The organism is Gleimia europaea ACS-120-V-Col10b (assembly GCF_000411155.1).
GTDB lineage: Bacteria > Actinomycetota > Actinomycetes > Actinomycetales > Actinomycetaceae > Gleimia > Gleimia europaea_B.
Genome location: NZ_KE150268.1, coordinates 69829 through 84689, shown reverse-complemented (window position 1 = coordinate 84689; position 14861 = coordinate 69829). Strand labels below are relative to the sequence as shown.

The 14861-nt window shown below is 58.1% G+C and carries 16 protein-coding genes; 2 read left to right on the top strand and 14 right to left on the bottom strand.

Features of this window, described 5'->3' with window-relative positions:
- Positions 1-268 precede the first annotated feature (268 nt).
- The gene (locus tag HMPREF9238_RS08235) at positions 269-832 is read left to right on the top strand and encodes a M23 family metallopeptidase (RefSeq protein WP_198009513.1); all 564 of its coding nucleotides are present in this window, start codon (positions 269-271) and stop codon (positions 830-832) included.
- Positions 833-868: 36 nt separating this feature from the next.
- Here the strand turns inward: HMPREF9238_RS08235 and HMPREF9238_RS08230 are convergent, their stop codons facing one another.
- The 12 genes from HMPREF9238_RS08230 to rpsP all read right to left on the bottom strand — a co-directional run bounded on the left by HMPREF9238_RS08230 (position 869) and on the right by rpsP (position 10781).
- On the bottom strand, positions 869-1783 hold the full coding sequence (locus HMPREF9238_RS08230; protein WP_016444998.1) for a tyrosine recombinase XerC: 915 nt from the start codon (positions 1781-1783) through the stop codon (positions 869-871).
- Between the two features lie 81 nt (positions 1784-1864).
- Positions 1865-3004: a DNA-processing protein DprA gene (dprA, locus tag HMPREF9238_RS08225; protein WP_016444997.1), complete on the bottom strand. Its 1140-nt coding sequence runs from the start codon at positions 3002-3004 to the stop codon at positions 1865-1867.
- Positions 2988-4547 carry a YifB family Mg chelatase-like AAA ATPase gene (locus HMPREF9238_RS08220; RefSeq protein WP_016444996.1) on the bottom strand — a complete coding sequence of 520 codons (1560 nt, stop codon included), beginning with the start codon at positions 4545-4547 and terminating at the stop codon, positions 2988-2990. The genes dprA and HMPREF9238_RS08220 overlap by 17 nt, the downstream gene beginning before the upstream one ends.
- The gene (locus HMPREF9238_RS08215; RefSeq protein WP_016444995.1) at positions 4544-4897 is read right to left on the bottom strand and encodes a YraN family protein; all 354 of its coding nucleotides are present in this window, start codon (positions 4895-4897) and stop codon (positions 4544-4546) included. The genes HMPREF9238_RS08220 and HMPREF9238_RS08215 overlap by 4 nt, the downstream gene beginning before the upstream one ends.
- A gap of 628 nt (positions 4898-5525) precedes the next feature.
- On the bottom strand, positions 5526-5825 hold the full coding sequence (locus tag HMPREF9238_RS08210) for a DUF2469 domain-containing protein (RefSeq protein ID WP_016444994.1): 300 nt from the start codon (positions 5823-5825) through the stop codon (positions 5526-5528).
- Positions 5826-5849: 24 nt separating this feature from the next.
- Positions 5850-6506: a ribonuclease HII gene (rnhB, locus tag HMPREF9238_RS08205; protein ID WP_156824479.1), complete on the bottom strand. Its 657-nt coding sequence runs from the start codon at positions 6504-6506 to the stop codon at positions 5850-5852.
- Between the two features lie 6 nt (positions 6507-6512).
- Positions 6513-7286: a signal peptidase I gene (lepB, locus tag HMPREF9238_RS08200; RefSeq protein WP_016444992.1), complete on the bottom strand. Its 774-nt coding sequence runs from the start codon at positions 7284-7286 to the stop codon at positions 6513-6515.
- Between the two features lie 141 nt (positions 7287-7427).
- Complete coding sequence (rplS, locus tag HMPREF9238_RS08195) at positions 7428-7775, bottom strand: 50S ribosomal protein L19 (RefSeq protein ID WP_016444991.1); 348 nt, start codon at positions 7773-7775, stop codon at positions 7428-7430.
- 279 nt (positions 7776-8054) lie between these two features.
- The gene (trmD, locus tag HMPREF9238_RS08190; RefSeq protein ID WP_016444990.1) at positions 8055-9443 is read right to left on the bottom strand and encodes a tRNA (guanosine(37)-N1)-methyltransferase TrmD; all 1389 of its coding nucleotides are present in this window, start codon (positions 9441-9443) and stop codon (positions 8055-8057) included.
- A 5-nt stretch (positions 9444-9448) separates the two neighbouring features.
- Positions 9449-9949, bottom strand: coding sequence for a ribosome maturation factor RimM (gene rimM / locus HMPREF9238_RS08185; RefSeq protein WP_016444989.1), 501 nt, complete (start codon positions 9947-9949; stop codon positions 9449-9451).
- 77 nt (positions 9950-10026) lie between these two features.
- Positions 10027-10266 carry an RNA-binding protein gene (locus HMPREF9238_RS08180; RefSeq protein WP_016444988.1) on the bottom strand — a complete coding sequence of 80 codons (240 nt, stop codon included), beginning with the start codon at positions 10264-10266 and terminating at the stop codon, positions 10027-10029.
- Positions 10266-10781: a 30S ribosomal protein S16 gene (rpsP, locus tag HMPREF9238_RS08175; RefSeq protein ID WP_016444987.1), complete on the bottom strand. Its 516-nt coding sequence runs from the start codon at positions 10779-10781 to the stop codon at positions 10266-10268. The genes HMPREF9238_RS08180 and rpsP overlap by 1 nt, the downstream gene beginning before the upstream one ends.
- A 294-nt stretch (positions 10782-11075) precedes the next feature.
- On the opposite strand from rpsP, the gene HMPREF9238_RS08170 reads away from it, so the two are divergent.
- Entirely contained in the window at positions 11076-12077 is a 1002-nt protein-coding gene (locus HMPREF9238_RS08170; protein WP_016444986.1) for an inositol monophosphatase family protein, read from the top strand.
- Here the strand turns inward: HMPREF9238_RS08170 and HMPREF9238_RS08165 are convergent.
- Together HMPREF9238_RS08165 and ffh are read right to left on the bottom strand one after the other, a co-directional pair.
- Entirely contained in the window at positions 12074-13261 is a 1188-nt protein-coding gene (locus tag HMPREF9238_RS08165) for an amidohydrolase family protein (RefSeq protein ID WP_016444985.1), read from the bottom strand. The genes HMPREF9238_RS08170 and HMPREF9238_RS08165 overlap by 4 nt on opposite strands.
- Positions 13261-14835, bottom strand: a complete 1575-nt coding sequence (gene ffh / locus HMPREF9238_RS08160; protein WP_016444984.1) for a signal recognition particle protein — start codon at positions 14833-14835, stop codon at positions 13261-13263. Before ffh ends, HMPREF9238_RS08165 begins: the two co-directional genes overlap by 1 nt.
- Positions 14836-14861: the final 26 nt, after the last annotated feature.

The following is a 14861-nucleotide window of genomic DNA, read 5'->3' as shown; positions in this document are numbered from 1 at the left end:
ACGAGCCAGCACCCCGAAGGGACCGAAGCTGGCCACGCCGCATACACGGATTTGGACGCGCGATAGTCACCTGCAAGCAGGTGCCGCGTCGATTCTAGCTAAAAGCTGGACATTTGGGAACTTCGAAAGCTCCTTTTGCTCCCACATGTTTCACGGCTCACACAACACGTCGACACGGGCATTTCCACAGGAAGGTCAGAGCCGGCGTATCCACAATCCTCGCGCCTCGTATGCGCCGCCCGCAAATCATGCTCATAACCTAACCCGCATGAACTTAGTACATCGATTCGCGGCACTACTAACCGTCCTTGGGGCAGGCAGTGCGATGCTTGATGCAGGTGGCACGTTTGTTGGTGTGAACAACGCCCTTGAGCAAGCCGGTAACTATCCTTCTCCCCTATTGACGAGCGGCTACGACCCTTTCGCAGTGATCTCTTGGCAAATGCCAGTGGCGCCGCCCGTGGTTATCGGGCGCCTGTTTGATCCGCCGGAAAGCCCCTGGAGATCCGGGCACCGCGGCGTGGACATCTGTCCCGGTGTAGGAGCCACGATTCACGCTCCAGCCGACGGAACAGTGGTGTACGCGGGCAAGTTCTACAACCGCAACGTTGTTTCGATTAGGCACGCAAATGGGGTGCGCTCCACGTTTGAGCCCGTTGCTCCAGCAGTCACGAACAATGCAGTGGTGCGGGCAGGCGACGTGGTTGGCCACCTGGAAGCCGGTCACGACTCAGACTGCTTGCACTGGGGCGCGAAAATTAGCAAACACCAGTATTTAAATCCGCTTGCCCTCATTTTGGGCGAGCCCATACTCAAGCCCCTGGACGGGTGATCACTCGATCGGTTCGTGGCGGGTGACGCCGCAAACTCACGCCCGAGGATGAGCTTGATTCATGATCGCACTCAGACGCCTTGCATCCACATGCGTGTACCTCTGCGTAGTTTGCAACGAAGAGTGCCCCAGCAAATCCTGCACCGCACGCAAATCTGCACCACCTTCCAACATGTGAGTTGCCGCACTGTGGCGCAACCCGTGCGGAGAAATCACCGAAACCCCGGCCCGGGCGCAGGCCGACTCTAGGCGGCCTCGGACAATACGTTGACTAACGCGCCCACCACGAGCGCCTAAAAACAACGCCTGCTCACCGCTATCAGTTACAAGGGCGGGACGGCCGGTCTCAATCCATATGCGTAACGCGTCATGAGCTGGCTTACCGTAAGGCACCACGCGTTCCTTATTGCCCTTGCCTAGAACTCGCAAGGTACGCTCGGCAGCATTCAAGTGAGACAGGTTCAAACCCGTTAGTTCTGCAACGCGGATACCGCACGAATACATGACCTCAACCATCGCCCAGTCGCGAATCGCGCACGGATCGCCGCCCTCTGCTTGCTGGCGCAAGTAGTTGAACAAGGTTCTGGCTTGCTCGACCGTGAGAGTCTTCGGTAGCGTCTCATCCACCCGAGCGGCCCTCAGCTTGAGCGTTGGATCAACCTCTACGACCCCCTCGCGCTTCATCCACCGCCCAAACAGGCGAACACTTGCCACATACCGCGCCACAGACGCCCTCGAACCACCTTCACGAACCTTGGTGGCAACCCACGCGCGAAACGCTCGCGGCGTAAGTTCAACCGGATCAAAAGGTCTCGCGCCCAGGCAGAAACCAAGAGCCGACTCGACATCACTCATATACGCTTGCACGGAATGGGCTGCCATGCCGCGACTGTGCGCCATGTAGCGTTCAAACCCGGCCAGGACATCGAGCGTGGACTCGTGCAACTCCATGTTCCTCCCCACCCCATCGTATTTGTCGCGGGCACGTGCCGGTAGCGCAGTCTGGGCTCGAACTTCTCTGACGTTTCGGTGCTACCTGCTCCGCGCGAAAGCATCACCTTCGCAAATAACCAGCTTCTTTAACAGTAGTGTAGTCATCCCCTGCTCTACCTCATCCACGCCCAAACCCGCCGCTCGAGCAACCCAAGGGACCTTTGCGAAGCCCTTCGCCGGAAGCGCGTCAAAAATGCGTTGCACGTCAGCATCCAGACGCGGCTTCTTATACGTGGGCATATCGAACAAGAAGTCACCAATGCCTGACATCAGCTCTAATATGTCCTCGACTCTCGTCACCAAAGTCACACCATCGCGGATCGCCTCATTACAACCCGCCGACATTTGTGACGACACCGAACCGGGAAAAGCTCCCACCGGTCTGCCCAAATCCCGCGCACGCCGAATAGTTACCAAAGCCCCTGACCTCGCCGACGCTTCCACCACCACGCTCGCCTGCGATAACGCCGCGATCAGCCGATTACGACTCAAAAAACGCCACCGCGCTGGCCGCCAGTCCGGTGGGCATTCAGCCACAATCCCTCCCGAAAGCTCGATCTGCTCAAACAGGTCAATATGAGACGCCGGATACAGGTTAGATACACCCCCGGCCATGACCGCCACCGTCTGCCCCACCTTCAACGCGCCCACATGAGCAGCCGCATCTATACCAAACGCTCCTCCCGACACCACGCACACGCCCTTGCGAGCAAGCTCAAACGCGACATCACGCGCAACCGAATTACCGTGCGAACTCGACGCCCTTGCCCCCACAATCGCCACCCGCGGCACCGCTTTTAGCTCTCCGCGCACCCACAGAGCAGCCGGAGCCTCCAAGCCCAGATCGTTAAGACCCTCGGGCCAAGCAGGATGCTCCGGCCAGAGCACCGTCCCCTCCACCCGAGCCAACGCGTCCAAATCGCGCTGCACATCCAGATCCTCCACCCGAGGGAGCCATCTCTTCAGCGCCTTCACCCACGGCCGTTCATGACCCTCCTCGTCGAATAGAATCTGCGGCGAGAGCTTCTCTACGTCCGGTTGGGTTAGAAGCCACTCGAGCGCCGCCGCGCTACCCATCTGCTCACGCAAAACCCCCGCAGCAACGTCGCCCGGCTCCACGATGGCGCTCCACGCGCACGCAACCTCTTTCGCACTAGTTAAATCAGGAATTCGCATCATCAACTCCGTTCCTAAACTTCAAAGAACTAACGAGCTCTGAAAGCCCCACCCGGCGCGCACCGCGCACATCCGCAATTGTGAGAGCCAAACGCAACACTCGATCCGCCCCGCGCAAACTCAACGTCCCATCCTCGATAGCGCGCTCCACACCCCGATACACCGCTGGTTCGATCCCATACTTCGGATCATGGAGCAAGCGCGACGGGACGTGCGCGTTCATTGTCCAAGGCGTTCCGCGCCACCGCTCGCGCGCCCGCTGCCGCGCTTGCTCTACCAGCCTCCGCGCATCCGCAGACGTATATGCCGGAGGATCCGAAAGCTCCGCCGCAGACGGCGTCATCATCGGAACCTGAATATCCATCCGATCCAACAGCGGGCCCGACAACCGACTCATATAGCGGCGGCGCTGCAACGACGAACACATACACGACTTACGGCGACTAATCGCATGCCCGCACGGACACGGATTAGAAGCCAAAACCAACTGGAATCGAGCGGGATACTCCACGTGATGGCGCGCCCGATGCAAGTTCACAACACCCGATTCCAAGGGCTGACGCATCGCATCCAGCACCTGCGGCGCGAACTCAGCCGCCTCGTCGAGCACCAAGACACCCGCATGCGCGCGCGAAATCGCGCCTGGCCGCGGAATCCCAGTTCCGCCACCGATAATCGCAGCCATCGTCGCACTATGATGGGGAGCTTCGATCGGCGGCGTCCTCATCAACCCGCGAGACGGATCAAACGTGCCGCAAATAGAGTGGATCGCAGTCACCTCAATAGCATCCTCATCATCGAGGGGCGGTAAAATGGTGGGCAAGCGTTTAGCAAGCATCGTTTTTCCCGCGCCCGGCTCCCCAACCAACAGCAGGTGATGGCCACCTGCAGCCGCCAACACCAGCCCCTCCGTCGCGAATGCTTGGCCCCGCACGTCAGCTAAATCGACCTCGTCATGCGCACACGCAACCTCCGGCTGTAAGGGTGGAGCCTCGCGCGAAATAAGAGCCGGCAACCCCTCAGGCAAACGGCCTCCAAAATGAGCAACAAGATCACGCAAATGACTGAAACCAAGAACTTCCACACCGGACAACAAGCGCGCCTCTGCGAGCGAATCCTCCGCCACCACAACCTGCGCCATACCCTGACGACGCGCCCCAACCACCGCAGGTAATACTCCCCGGATCGGACGCAACGAACCATCCAAACCCAGCTCCGCCATAAACACCGCGCCATCAACGGCCTTAGGCGACACCACTCCCCGCGCAGCCAACAGGCCCACCGCGATCGCCAAATCGAACGCCGACCCGGCCTTCGGGATCCCAGCCGGCGACAGATTCACCGTCACGCGATGCTCAAACCAATCAACACCACACGACTGGAGAGCTGCCCGCACCCGATCGCGCGACTCCCGCACCGACGCGTCCGGCATCCCAACCAAGTTGAACGACACCAGACCCGAACCAACGTGCGTTTCAACCGCAATAATGTGCGCTGTAATCCCTGACCACGCCACCGCGTGCGTGCGCACCAAAATCGGCCTCATACAATCCCCTTACGATGCTCGATGTCAGCCATACTTCCCCTCACTTTCACGACCACCGCGTCCATACATACAGAACCGCTCTGCTGATGCTCCGACAACCAAACAGCTGCGCCGCGGCGCAAAAACCGCATCTTCTGTTCCGTGATCGACTCCCACGCGGTTGCCGCGCCCCGAGCCGAACGGGTTTTCACCTCCACAAACACGATCCCCCGCTTTGGATCACGCGCCACAATGTCGAGCTCTACACCCCGCCTCCTATAATTCCTGTCCAGAATCTGCCAGCCCTGTTCGGTGAGGTACTCCGCCACCAAATCCTCACCAACCTGGCCTAACCTATGTGTCCTAGCCATCAAAACCTCCCGCACACCATCGTGCTACCTAGCGCAAATGAGGAGGGCACGAGTCGGACACGGGTGTGGACATAGAAAAGAACCGCACCTCTGGGGAAAACCCGAGCCGCCTTCCACGACTACGAGGCTGAGGCGGGCGAGGCTTGATGCGGTAGTAGGTCAGAAACACGATTGTGAGGGAAAGCGGCGAATTCCGCCTCGCTTTCTGCCACTTCCTGTCGGAATACCGCCATGACGCGGTGTAAATACCACGACCGTGAGGGGAACTACCCAAAACCGTAGGCTAAATCGACAGTTCGGGTCGGAATCGATAACCAGTCCGCAGCAGTTTTCACAACTGTGAGGGGAAATGACCAAAACAGCATCCTAATTCGGCGCTTTGGGTCTGAATCACTGTTTCATCGCCAGACCAGAGCACAAACGTGAAGGAAAGCGACAAAATCAGCTACCCAATTCGACACTTTGGGTCTGAAATGCGGATACGGCGGTGCGGGTCAGAAAGGTGAGTACGGCAGTTTGGGTCGGACACGTGCAGGAGCAGGGCAGGACACCGCGCCCCACTCAGCTGGGCTACACGAAGACATCAAAACGGCGTGCCCGGAAAGGGCAAGCACGCCGTCCGTGCAGATTATGGAAGCTCTAGCTCCGACTTAGCTAGCTCCTCAATATTCACGTCCTTAAACGTCAAAACGCGCACCGACTTCACAAACCGTGACGAACGGTAAATATCCCAAACCCAGGCATCCTCAAGGCGCAACTCGAAAAAAACATCACTGCCAACCGGATGCACCTGCAAATCAACCTGATTGCACAAGTAAAAACGCCGCTCCGACTCCACTACGTACTTGAACAAGCTGATCACGTCGCGATACTCGCGGAACAGATCAAGCTCCAAATTGTTCTCGTAATTCTCAATCTCAGGATTCATCCCCCAAGCCCCTTCCTGTCAGAACTAATCCTGTAAAAGCCGCCACGACTGCCGATGATAAGCGCTCACGCCGATCCTGGCCAGCGCCTCACGATGTGCCACCGACGCATACCCCTTATTTGACGCCCAACCATACCCAGGATCCGGTAAAGACACCATCAGATGGTCACGCACTACCTTTGCCACAATCGAGGCCGCCGCCACCACCGAACACAGCGAGTCAGCCTTCACCAAGGTCTGCACCCTCGGCTGTCCAACAGCAACAAACGCGTCCCGTCCCCTAGAGGCGCCAAACAAATCCTCCTGGGGAGTCAGCCAATCATACGACCCATCCAGCAAGACCACATCCGGCCTCACCCCAGCAGACGTCAACGCCCCCAGAGCGCGAAGCCCTGCCGTGCGCAAAGCCGCCGTCATACCTAGCTCATCAACCTCGGCAGCCGACGCCATCCCCACAGCAGTAGGCCACGCCCACCTTGCAGCCTGCGAAACCAACCTCTCCCGGGCCGCCGGAGACAAAAACTTCGAATCCGCCAGAGCGGCATCCGGCTCCACGCCAGGAGAAACCGCGGCGCCCACCGCCACCGGACCGGCGAGCGCACCGCGACCGACCTCGTCCATGCCAACAACCGTGCCAAACCGAGCGAGGTTCCGTTCAACGCTCGTGGTTGCAACCTTCAACGTCACTCACCGCACGCTCTGAAAAGGTGAATTGTCCGTGGGATCCGACCAATGTGCAAAAGGCCAGCTAACCCAAATAGCCTTTCCCACAACATCATTCACATCAACAAAAGCGAGATCCGGAATAGTCATATGCGCGCGCGAATCTGCAGAGTGATTACGATTGTCGCCCATCACCCAAAGGTGCCCCGTCGGAACGGTCACACTGAATGGCTGCACCGAGTTATCCGACCCCGCCTTCAAATACGGCTCCGAAATAGACTGGCCATTCACCCGCAGGCGACCACCATCATCACAGCACTCAACCGTGTCACCTCCCACGCCGATCACGCGCTTCACCAAATGTTGATCGCCCGAGGCTGGCCGCAAACCCGTATATACCAAAGCCTTATCAATCGCACCGGCCACTCCTCCACGCTCAGCAACGGGCTGGAGCCACCCATTAGCATCTCGAAAAACCACCACGTCGCCGCGCTCGAGCGTGAACGGCCCCGGCGTAAGCCTAGACACGAGGACGTTATCGCCAATCTGCAAAGTGTCTTCCATCGAACTAGAGGGGATCCAAAACGCCTGCACCAAAAATGCCCGCAAAAACGAGGACAATATCAACGCGAAAACTAGGATTAACAAAACTTCGCGAACACGGCCCCACGCAGTAGTTTTTCTGCGCGATTCACCCTGTCTTTTCGAATCCGGGTGCGCATGACGAGGCTGATAGGCAGCCCCTAATTTAGGAGAACGTCGCTCACGTTCAACGACCGCAGCTTCGAAGTCCTGCATAAATCTCCTAATTCTCAGACCACGTCCAATGCTCTAGCTTAAAACTACCCAGCCTGGGGTGCCTACATCAAACGCCCACGCGCACATAGGGCTCATAACAGTCATGCCCCGGCATTTGCCGGGGCATGTGCAAGCACTATATTAGTTAGCGCGCTTCTCGCGAACCTTAGCTGCCTTGCCGTGACGGTCACGCAGGTAGTACAGCTTGGCGCGACGAACGCGACCAACAGTCACAACCTCAATGGACTCAACGGTTGGAGCATGTAGCGGGAACGTACGCTCTACGCCAACACCAAACGAAATCTTGCGAACGGTGAAGGTCTCACGAATGCCCTCACCCTGACGAGCGATTACAATACCCTGGAAAACCTGGATACGAGTACGGTTACCTTCCGTAACCTTCACGTTCACCTTGACGGTGTCCCCGGCCTTGAAATCCGGAATATCGGTGCGTAGCGAAGGCTCGTCAACGAAATCTAGCTTCTGCATGTTAATCTCCCGATCAAAACTGCCGCAGGTCAGACCTGATCATTTAGCGGCCTAGCCGCCGACTACATTTGTGGAATCTGGCCTCGGTGTCCCCCTGCGGCAGGTTTCACCGCCATTTTCCAACCGCCCCATTGTGCCATATAACGAGGATACAGTCGATACTGCATCTGCTCGCATCCGCCGGTAAGTTACCAACCTCACGGCCCGTTGAATCATGCGAGGCGGCGAAGAAGATTGCAGCCGCCCCGCCTCCAAGACCCGGGGACCTAACAGACTTGCCTAGACAGGCCGGGTCATGACCACGTCAACGTTTCGAATATCTCCAACCATAAACACGCGCTTACCTGTGGTCACAAACCCGTGCCTGCGGTAGAAGCTCCGCGCCCGCTTATTCTCTCGAGCTGTGCCGAGCACCAACTGGGTGCCCTTTGCAAACGGCTTCGCATCCTCAATCGCGGCCTCGAAGATCCCCCCTGCAAGCCCCGATCCCCGCCACTTCGACGTCGTATACAACTTCGAAATGTAGGTGGGGGCCGCAGCGACCTCATCGGCTGGAACGTCACTGGGATAATCGCCATCCTCATACATGATGACCAGGGTGTACGCCTCGATCCGCTCGTCAATCACAGCCACCAAAACGCGATGATTCGGCTCTTGTAGCCACGAAGCTACAACCTCGCTCGACAAGTTGTTAGCGATGTGCTCAGCCTGAGCTTCCTCGGTGACATATGCCGGGCACGCGTCCGGGAACGTGACGGCCGCAACGTGGGCGATCTCCGCCACGTCCGCGAATGCGGCGAGGCGGATCGTCACCCGTTGCCAAGCTGAACCGTCACGCGGCGCGATCCACCCGAAACGTGCCAAAACCTCCCGGTCTTCCAGTGAAAGAGTTTGCGGATTTGTTTGGTCGATGAGGTCGGGCCGCACCCGCGCTGTCTTGGCGAGAGACTTCTCCCTCCTCCACGACTCGATTTGCGCGTGGTTGCCGCCCAGCAGCACGCCCGGCACTTCGAGTCCGCGCCACTGCGCTGGTCTCGTATAAGCAGGATATTCAAGAACGTTACCTGCGAACGACTCTTCTTCCAAAGATGCGGGATTACCCATGAACCCATCGAGCAGGCGCGCAACGGCCTCCACAAGCACGATCGCCGCCACCTCGCCACCGTTTAGCACATAATCGCCAATGGAGTACTCAAATACCTCAACGCCTGCCATGTCTGCGTAATAGTCAATAACACGCTGGTCAATGCCCTCATACCGCCCGCAAGCAACCACGATCTGGTCAGCGTTACACAAGCTCTCCACGTCCCGTTGCGAAAGAGGTTTCCCCGAGGGAGTAGGAACCGCCAACACTCGGCGAGTAGCGCGCGAGTTATAATCACTACCCGTCCTGCCAAGCGCGCCGCGTGCCGGCGAGGCGCCAGCTACATCCTGCGCTGGAAGCTGGAGGATATCATCTAGGGCTTTCCCCCAAATATCTGGGCGCATCACCATGCCCGCACCGCCACCATACGGCGAATCATCAACCGTGCGATGGCGATCTTGCGTCCAATCTCGCAAATCATGCGAGGCAATCCGCACTGCACCCGAGTCCTTCGCCTTGCCCATCAGGGACAGATCAAGCGCATCAAAGAACTGCGGAAAAATCGAAACCAAATCAAACCGCACGGAGCTCACCCCTCATCGTCAAAGAGGCCGCCCGGCGGATCAACCACAATCGTGCCCTCATCAAGTAGCACCTCAGGCACAATCTGCCTCACAAATGGCACCAAAACCTCGCGGCCGTCGTAATCCACCACCAGCAGATCCTGCGCGGCGCCCGGAACAAAGCGAGCAACCATACCGCGAGGCTCTCCTGCAATCGTGCGCACCTTCAACCCCATCAACTCATGCGGATACCAGGCGTCATCCTCATCTTGGGACTCATCGACGTTAACCATCAAATGAGCACCGCGAAGCTCCTCCGCGTCCGTCCTGTCATGGATCTCTTCAAACTTGACCAGCATCCGGCCCTTATGAACGCGAATCGACTCCACTGTTAGTACCCCGTGCGAGGCCGCATCAAATTGCGCGCCCTCGAAAAACCGCTCCTGCGGAGAATCCGTCCGCAAATCCAACGCGACCTCGCCCTTAAGAGCGTGCGCCGGCCCCACAACCGCAACCAAAAGCTCCATCAATACCCACCGCCTCAGGTCAAAATATGACTTGGGGCGGTGTGGACAAGCGCCACACCGCCCCAAAATCGAAATAACTAATCCCGATCAGTATCTATGACATCAACCCGAACCGGGCCTTTAGTAGATAGAGCCGACATGACCGCGCGAAGCGCGCGAGCCGTCCGCCCATTCCTACCAATGACGCGACCCAGGTCATCCGGATTAACGCGAACTTCCAAAAGCTGTCCGCGTCGCATAGACCTCGAGCTCACCTCGACATCATCGGGATTATTAACAATCCCACTGACAAGATGTTCCAGGGCATCGGCTAGCATTAGGCTTCCTCTGCCTCAGCAGCGGTCTCGGCTTCTGCCGTGGCCTCTTCCGTAGCGTCTGCAGCTTCTGTTGCAGCAGCCTCGGCTGCGGCTTCTTCCTCAGCCTTCTTAGCAGCAGCGGCCTCAGCCTCTGCCTTCTGCTTAGCCTCGGCAATAGCAGCCTTACGCTTGATAGCTTCCTCTTCCGCAGCCTTAATAGCCTTCGCGGCCGATTCTTCATCCGCAGAAGCATACTTCACGCGCGAAACCGGGTTCTTAACACCCTTGTGTGCAGCGAGGTCGCCGGTCAGACGGAGCAGGTTGCGAACCTGATTGGACGGCTGAGCGCCGACACCGAGCCAGTACTGAGCGCGCTCGCCCTTAATCGAAATGTGCGACGGGTTGCGCGTCGGATCGTAGGTACCGATCTCTTCAATCACGCGACCATCGCGCTTTTTGCGCTGGTCAACGACAACTACACGGTAGAACGGTGCGTGGACCTTGCCCATGCGCTTTAGTCGAATACGAACTGCCACTTTAGCGGTCACTCCTTGATTTATTGGGGTGGACTCAAACCGCTATCGGGGGTTACACAAACAGTGGCAAGAATCCTGGACGCGAAGAACTGCGGGAGAGAGGGATCCGCAGACTTCGAGTACAACGCTCCATTGTGCCAGAAATTGAACTGAAAAGGGAAGCGCGGCGGGCTTTTCACCGCCGCATTTGTCGTGCAATTGGTCACGGTATGCGCGCATACGCTCGTTCACAACGTAGCACCCGCAGAAGTCTTGCCTAAATAGTGAGAGCATGGAAGTAAGCGAAAGGACATCATGAGCACTGAACAGTTCCCTCTGGACAATCCACCAAGGCTAGTTGGCCTCGACCCGAAAACCACGCGAAGCCTGGAGCGAGAAGACCTAACCCACGAACTCGCACTCATGTGCCGGGCCGCTGCAACCGCCGTAGGCCCATACCTGCTGGCCTCACGTATGAAACTCGATGCTGCCACCACCGAAACCAAAGCAGACTTTCACGATCCGGTCACGCCATACGACAAGGCCGCAGAAACCGCTATCAGCGCCCTGCTAGGAAGCTTCATTCCCGGCTCGCTAAAACTAGGTGAAGAGCACGGCGAAGAAATCCTGCCCGGCGGCGCGCCCACCAATTTCCCCGCCGAGATTTCCGTTGTAACGCCCGATTTTCACGTGGATGCCAGATCACTGGCCTCGCGCGTGAAATGGATTATTGATCCAATTGACGGCACCGCGAACTTCGCCGCCGGATTCCCCTATTTTGGCACCTCCATCGCGGCCACACTCGACGGCAAGACCGTAGCTGCCGCGATCACGGTTCCCTATACCAGCGAGGTGTTTTGGGCCAACGAAACCGAAGGTTGGATAGAACGTGGAGAGGACTTCTACGCCCTCAAGTCAGGCAACATTCCAGGTAGCAAGACCATCACGTCCGAGAGTGAAGCACTGCTTTTGACTTACTTCCCTACCGTTGCCGAAGCAAAACAATACCCTGACCTAGCAACGGATGGGCTTAATGAACTGCTATCCACTTTCCGCGCCCTGCGACGCCCCGGAGCGTGCGCACTTGACCTCGCGCAAGTTGCCGCCGGACGGGCAGGAGCCGTCTTCGCTACGCGAATCAAACTTTGGGACATTGCAGCAGGCGTACACCTGGTGCGAGTCAGTGGTGGGCACGTGGATCAGCGTGACCTCGGAAATAACGAAGCATGCACTCAGCCGGCCATTGCCGCTACTTCCGCGGGCTTGAAATCTGAGATGCTTGCGAGCCTATTGGACCGCGTACAAGCCCGGCACTAGCGGCCATAAACTCGCTCTACGCCCCTATACAGCACCTGTTTCGGGCGTTGCAAGACCTCAATGTCTTCCCGTGGGTCAGCATCAAACATTACGAGGTCGGCCTCAGCGCCTTCGTGTAAGCCAGGCACTCCGAGATACGCGCGAGCCTTCCAAGTTGCCAGATCAATAATCTGTGACGGAGTAAGGCCCATAGAGCGCCACATGGCGACCTCTCGCGCCACTTGTCCGTGCTTCTGATATCCACCAGCATCTGTGCCGGGAAGTAGCTGTACCTCGGCGTCCACGAAGCTAGCAAGAGTGGCCTCGTGGCGCGCCCACAAATCCGACATGGTTTGGGCATACACGGGATATTTGCCTTGCCCTGCCTGCGCGAACTGTGGGAACAAAGCCACCTGCATCAGCGTGGGTGTGATCGCGATTCCCATCTGGGCGGCCTCCTGCGCATGCTCCACCCTCATTCCAGTGCCGTGCTCAATACAGTCCACCCTGGCCTCAAGTAGGCCATCTATTGCCTTTTCACTAAACGAATGAACCGTCACCCGCGCCCCGACCTCGTGAGCAGCAATAACGCCTTCTTTCAACGCCTGCGTATCCCACAACGGATCTAAATCGGAGTCCACCCCGTTGGTGCGGTCGATCCAGTCCGCAACAACCTTCACCCAACCCGTGCCTGCCCGCGCCTGCTCCTGCATCACGGCTGGTAATTGCGCATCCGAAGTCTCTATCGCATAGCCGCGGATGTAACGCTTGTGCTTAGCAATATGCCTGCCCGCCCGCAAAATCGTCAGAGTGTCATGCCGTCCACTAATCCACGAGTTATCACCAATCACACCGCAATCTCGTACCAGGAGAACGCCGGCGTCACGGTTGGCATGAGCCTGGGCAAGCATTGATGCGCCTGCCGTCTGCCCCTGCGGGCCTATACCAATGTGACAGTGGACATCCACGAGACCAGGCGTCACCCACACATCATCAAAATCATTCGCTACGCCTGGCCGCTCCGCCCCGTATTGAAGGCGGTAAATCCTGCCATCTCGCACCTCAAAAGTGCCGTAAACCCACTCGTGAGGCGCAGTCAATGAACCCGCCCCGGACGCGGCATGGAGCTTGGCTTCACTAGGCGTAAGGGAAAGCTCCCCGGGCTTCGGGGAGCTTTGCCAAAGTACGTGGCCAGAAAACCTCATTAGCCGCTAAATCCGCCCAGCATGCGCTTAACGTCATCCGGCAGATAATCCATTGTGGGACGAGGCGCCTCTTGCTGCACGCCAAATGCGGAACCCTGACGTTGCTCCTTTGGAAGCATCGCTTTTAGCTCCTGCTGGCGACGCTTCGCGGGATTACCCGACACACCGGACTTCGAGCGCTTCTTAGCCTTCTTCGGCTGACGCGCACCGGCCCGTTTGCCCGCCCCCGGCAGATTCCCCATACCTGGGAAACCACCCATACCGGGCATTGCGCCACCTGAACCCATGCGCTTCATCATCTCGCGCGCGGCCTCAAACCGTTTCACCAACGCATTTACTTCCGCAACCGTCGTACCCGAACCAGCTGCAATGCGGCGTCTGCGAGAACCATCAAGCACCTTGACGTTGTTACGCTCGGCAGGCGTCATTGACCTCACGATAGCTTCGATGCGCGAAACTTCCCGCTCATCAAAGTTTTCCAGTTGCTCGCGCATCTGCCCCGCTCCCGGCATCATGCCAAGGAGCTTCTTCATCGAGCCTAGTTTGCGCACCTGCTGGAGCTGGCTCAAGAAGTCATCAAGCGTCAGCTCACCCGACATCGCCTTCGCAGCAACATCTTCAGCCTCACGCTGATCGATCTTTTTCTCTGCCTGCTCGATAAGGGTGAGAATGTCACCCATATCGAGGATGCGACCGGCCATACGATCAGGGTGGAAACGCTCGAAGTCCTCCAACCCTTCACCGGTGGACGCAAACAGAATCGGCTGACCGGTAACGCCACGCACCGACAGCGCTGCACCGCCACGCGCGTCACCATCAAGTTTGGATAGGACCACGCCCGTAAAGCCAACACCGTCGCGGAACGCAACCGAAGTTTGCACTGCATCCTGACCGACCATGGCATCCAGAACAAACAGGATCTCATGCGGGTTCACAGCGTCACGAATATCGCGCGCCTGCTGCATCATCTCTTCGTCAACACCCAGGCGACCCGCCGTATCAACAATTACAAGGTCGAAGCCATTTTCTATCGCATAGTTGAGCCCCGAACGAGCAACCTGCACCGGATCTCCCACGCCGTTGCCCGGCTCGGGAGCCCACACTTCAACACCGGCACGCTGACCAATAACTTCAAGCTGGGTAACAGCGTTTGGACGTTGCAAGTCCGAAGCCACGAGGAGGACGCGCTTGCCCTCCTCCTTCATCCAGTGGCCGAGCTTGCCGGCTAGCGTGGTTTTACCGGCACCCTGCAAACCAGCGAGCATGAACACGGTGGGACCACGCTGAGCGAAGTGAAGCTCACGTGTTTCACCACCCAACACCTCCACAAGCTGGTCGTGCACGACCCGCACAACCTGCTGGCCCGGATTCAGTCCCTTAGTTACGGTGATGCCACGGGCTTCCTCGCGAACCTTCTTCGTGAAGTCGCGAACAACGGGTAGGGCGACGTCCGCGTCAAGCAAGGCGCGACGGATTTCGGACGCGGTTGCGTCGATATCCGCATCGGTGATCACGCCTTTGCCGCGCAATTTGCGGAAGGAATCTGTTAGACGATCAGAAAGGTTTTGAAACACGTTGTTGATCCTGTTTTCGAAAAGTT

What these genes read in the sequence shown, in the direction of transcription:
- HMPREF9238_RS08230 (WP_016444998.1), bottom strand. Translation starts at nt 1,783, where the DNA reads ATGGAGTTGCACGAGTCCACGCTCGATGTCCTGGCCGGGTTTGAACGC.
- rplS (WP_016444991.1), bottom strand. Translation starts at nt 7,775, where the DNA reads ATGCAGAAGCTAGATTTCGTTGACGAGCCTTCGCTACGCACCGATATT.
- HMPREF9238_RS08180 (WP_016444988.1), bottom strand. Translation starts at nt 10,266, where the DNA reads ATGCTAGCCGATGCCCTGGAACATCTTGTCAGTGGGATTGTTAATAAT.
- HMPREF9238_RS08215 (WP_016444995.1), bottom strand. Translation starts at nt 4,897, where the DNA reads ATGGCTAGGACACATAGGTTAGGCCAGGTTGGTGAGGATTTGGTGGCG.
- HMPREF9238_RS08165 (WP_016444985.1), bottom strand. Translation starts at nt 13,261, where the DNA reads ATGAGGTTTTCTGGCCACGTACTTTGGCAAAGCTCCCCGAAGCCCGGG.
- rimM (WP_016444989.1), bottom strand. Translation starts at nt 9,949, where the DNA reads ATGGAGCTTTTGGTTGCGGTTGTGGGGCCGGCGCACGCTCTTAAGGGC.
- HMPREF9238_RS08235 (WP_198009513.1), top strand. Translation starts at nt 269, where the DNA reads ATGAACTTAGTACATCGATTCGCGGCACTACTAACCGTCCTTGGGGCA.
- HMPREF9238_RS08210 (WP_016444994.1), bottom strand. Translation starts at nt 5,825, where the DNA reads ATGAATCCTGAGATTGAGAATTACGAGAACAATTTGGAGCTTGATCTG.
- lepB (WP_016444992.1), bottom strand. Translation starts at nt 7,286, where the DNA reads ATGCAGGACTTCGAAGCTGCGGTCGTTGAACGTGAGCGACGTTCTCCT.
- HMPREF9238_RS08220 (WP_016444996.1), bottom strand. Translation starts at nt 4,547, where the DNA reads ATGAGGCCGATTTTGGTGCGCACGCACGCGGTGGCGTGGTCAGGGATT.
- HMPREF9238_RS08170 (WP_016444986.1), top strand. Translation starts at nt 11,076, where the DNA reads ATGAGCACTGAACAGTTCCCTCTGGACAATCCACCAAGGCTAGTTGGC.
- dprA (WP_016444997.1), bottom strand. Translation starts at nt 3,004, where the DNA reads ATGATGCGAATTCCTGATTTAACTAGTGCGAAAGAGGTTGCGTGCGCG.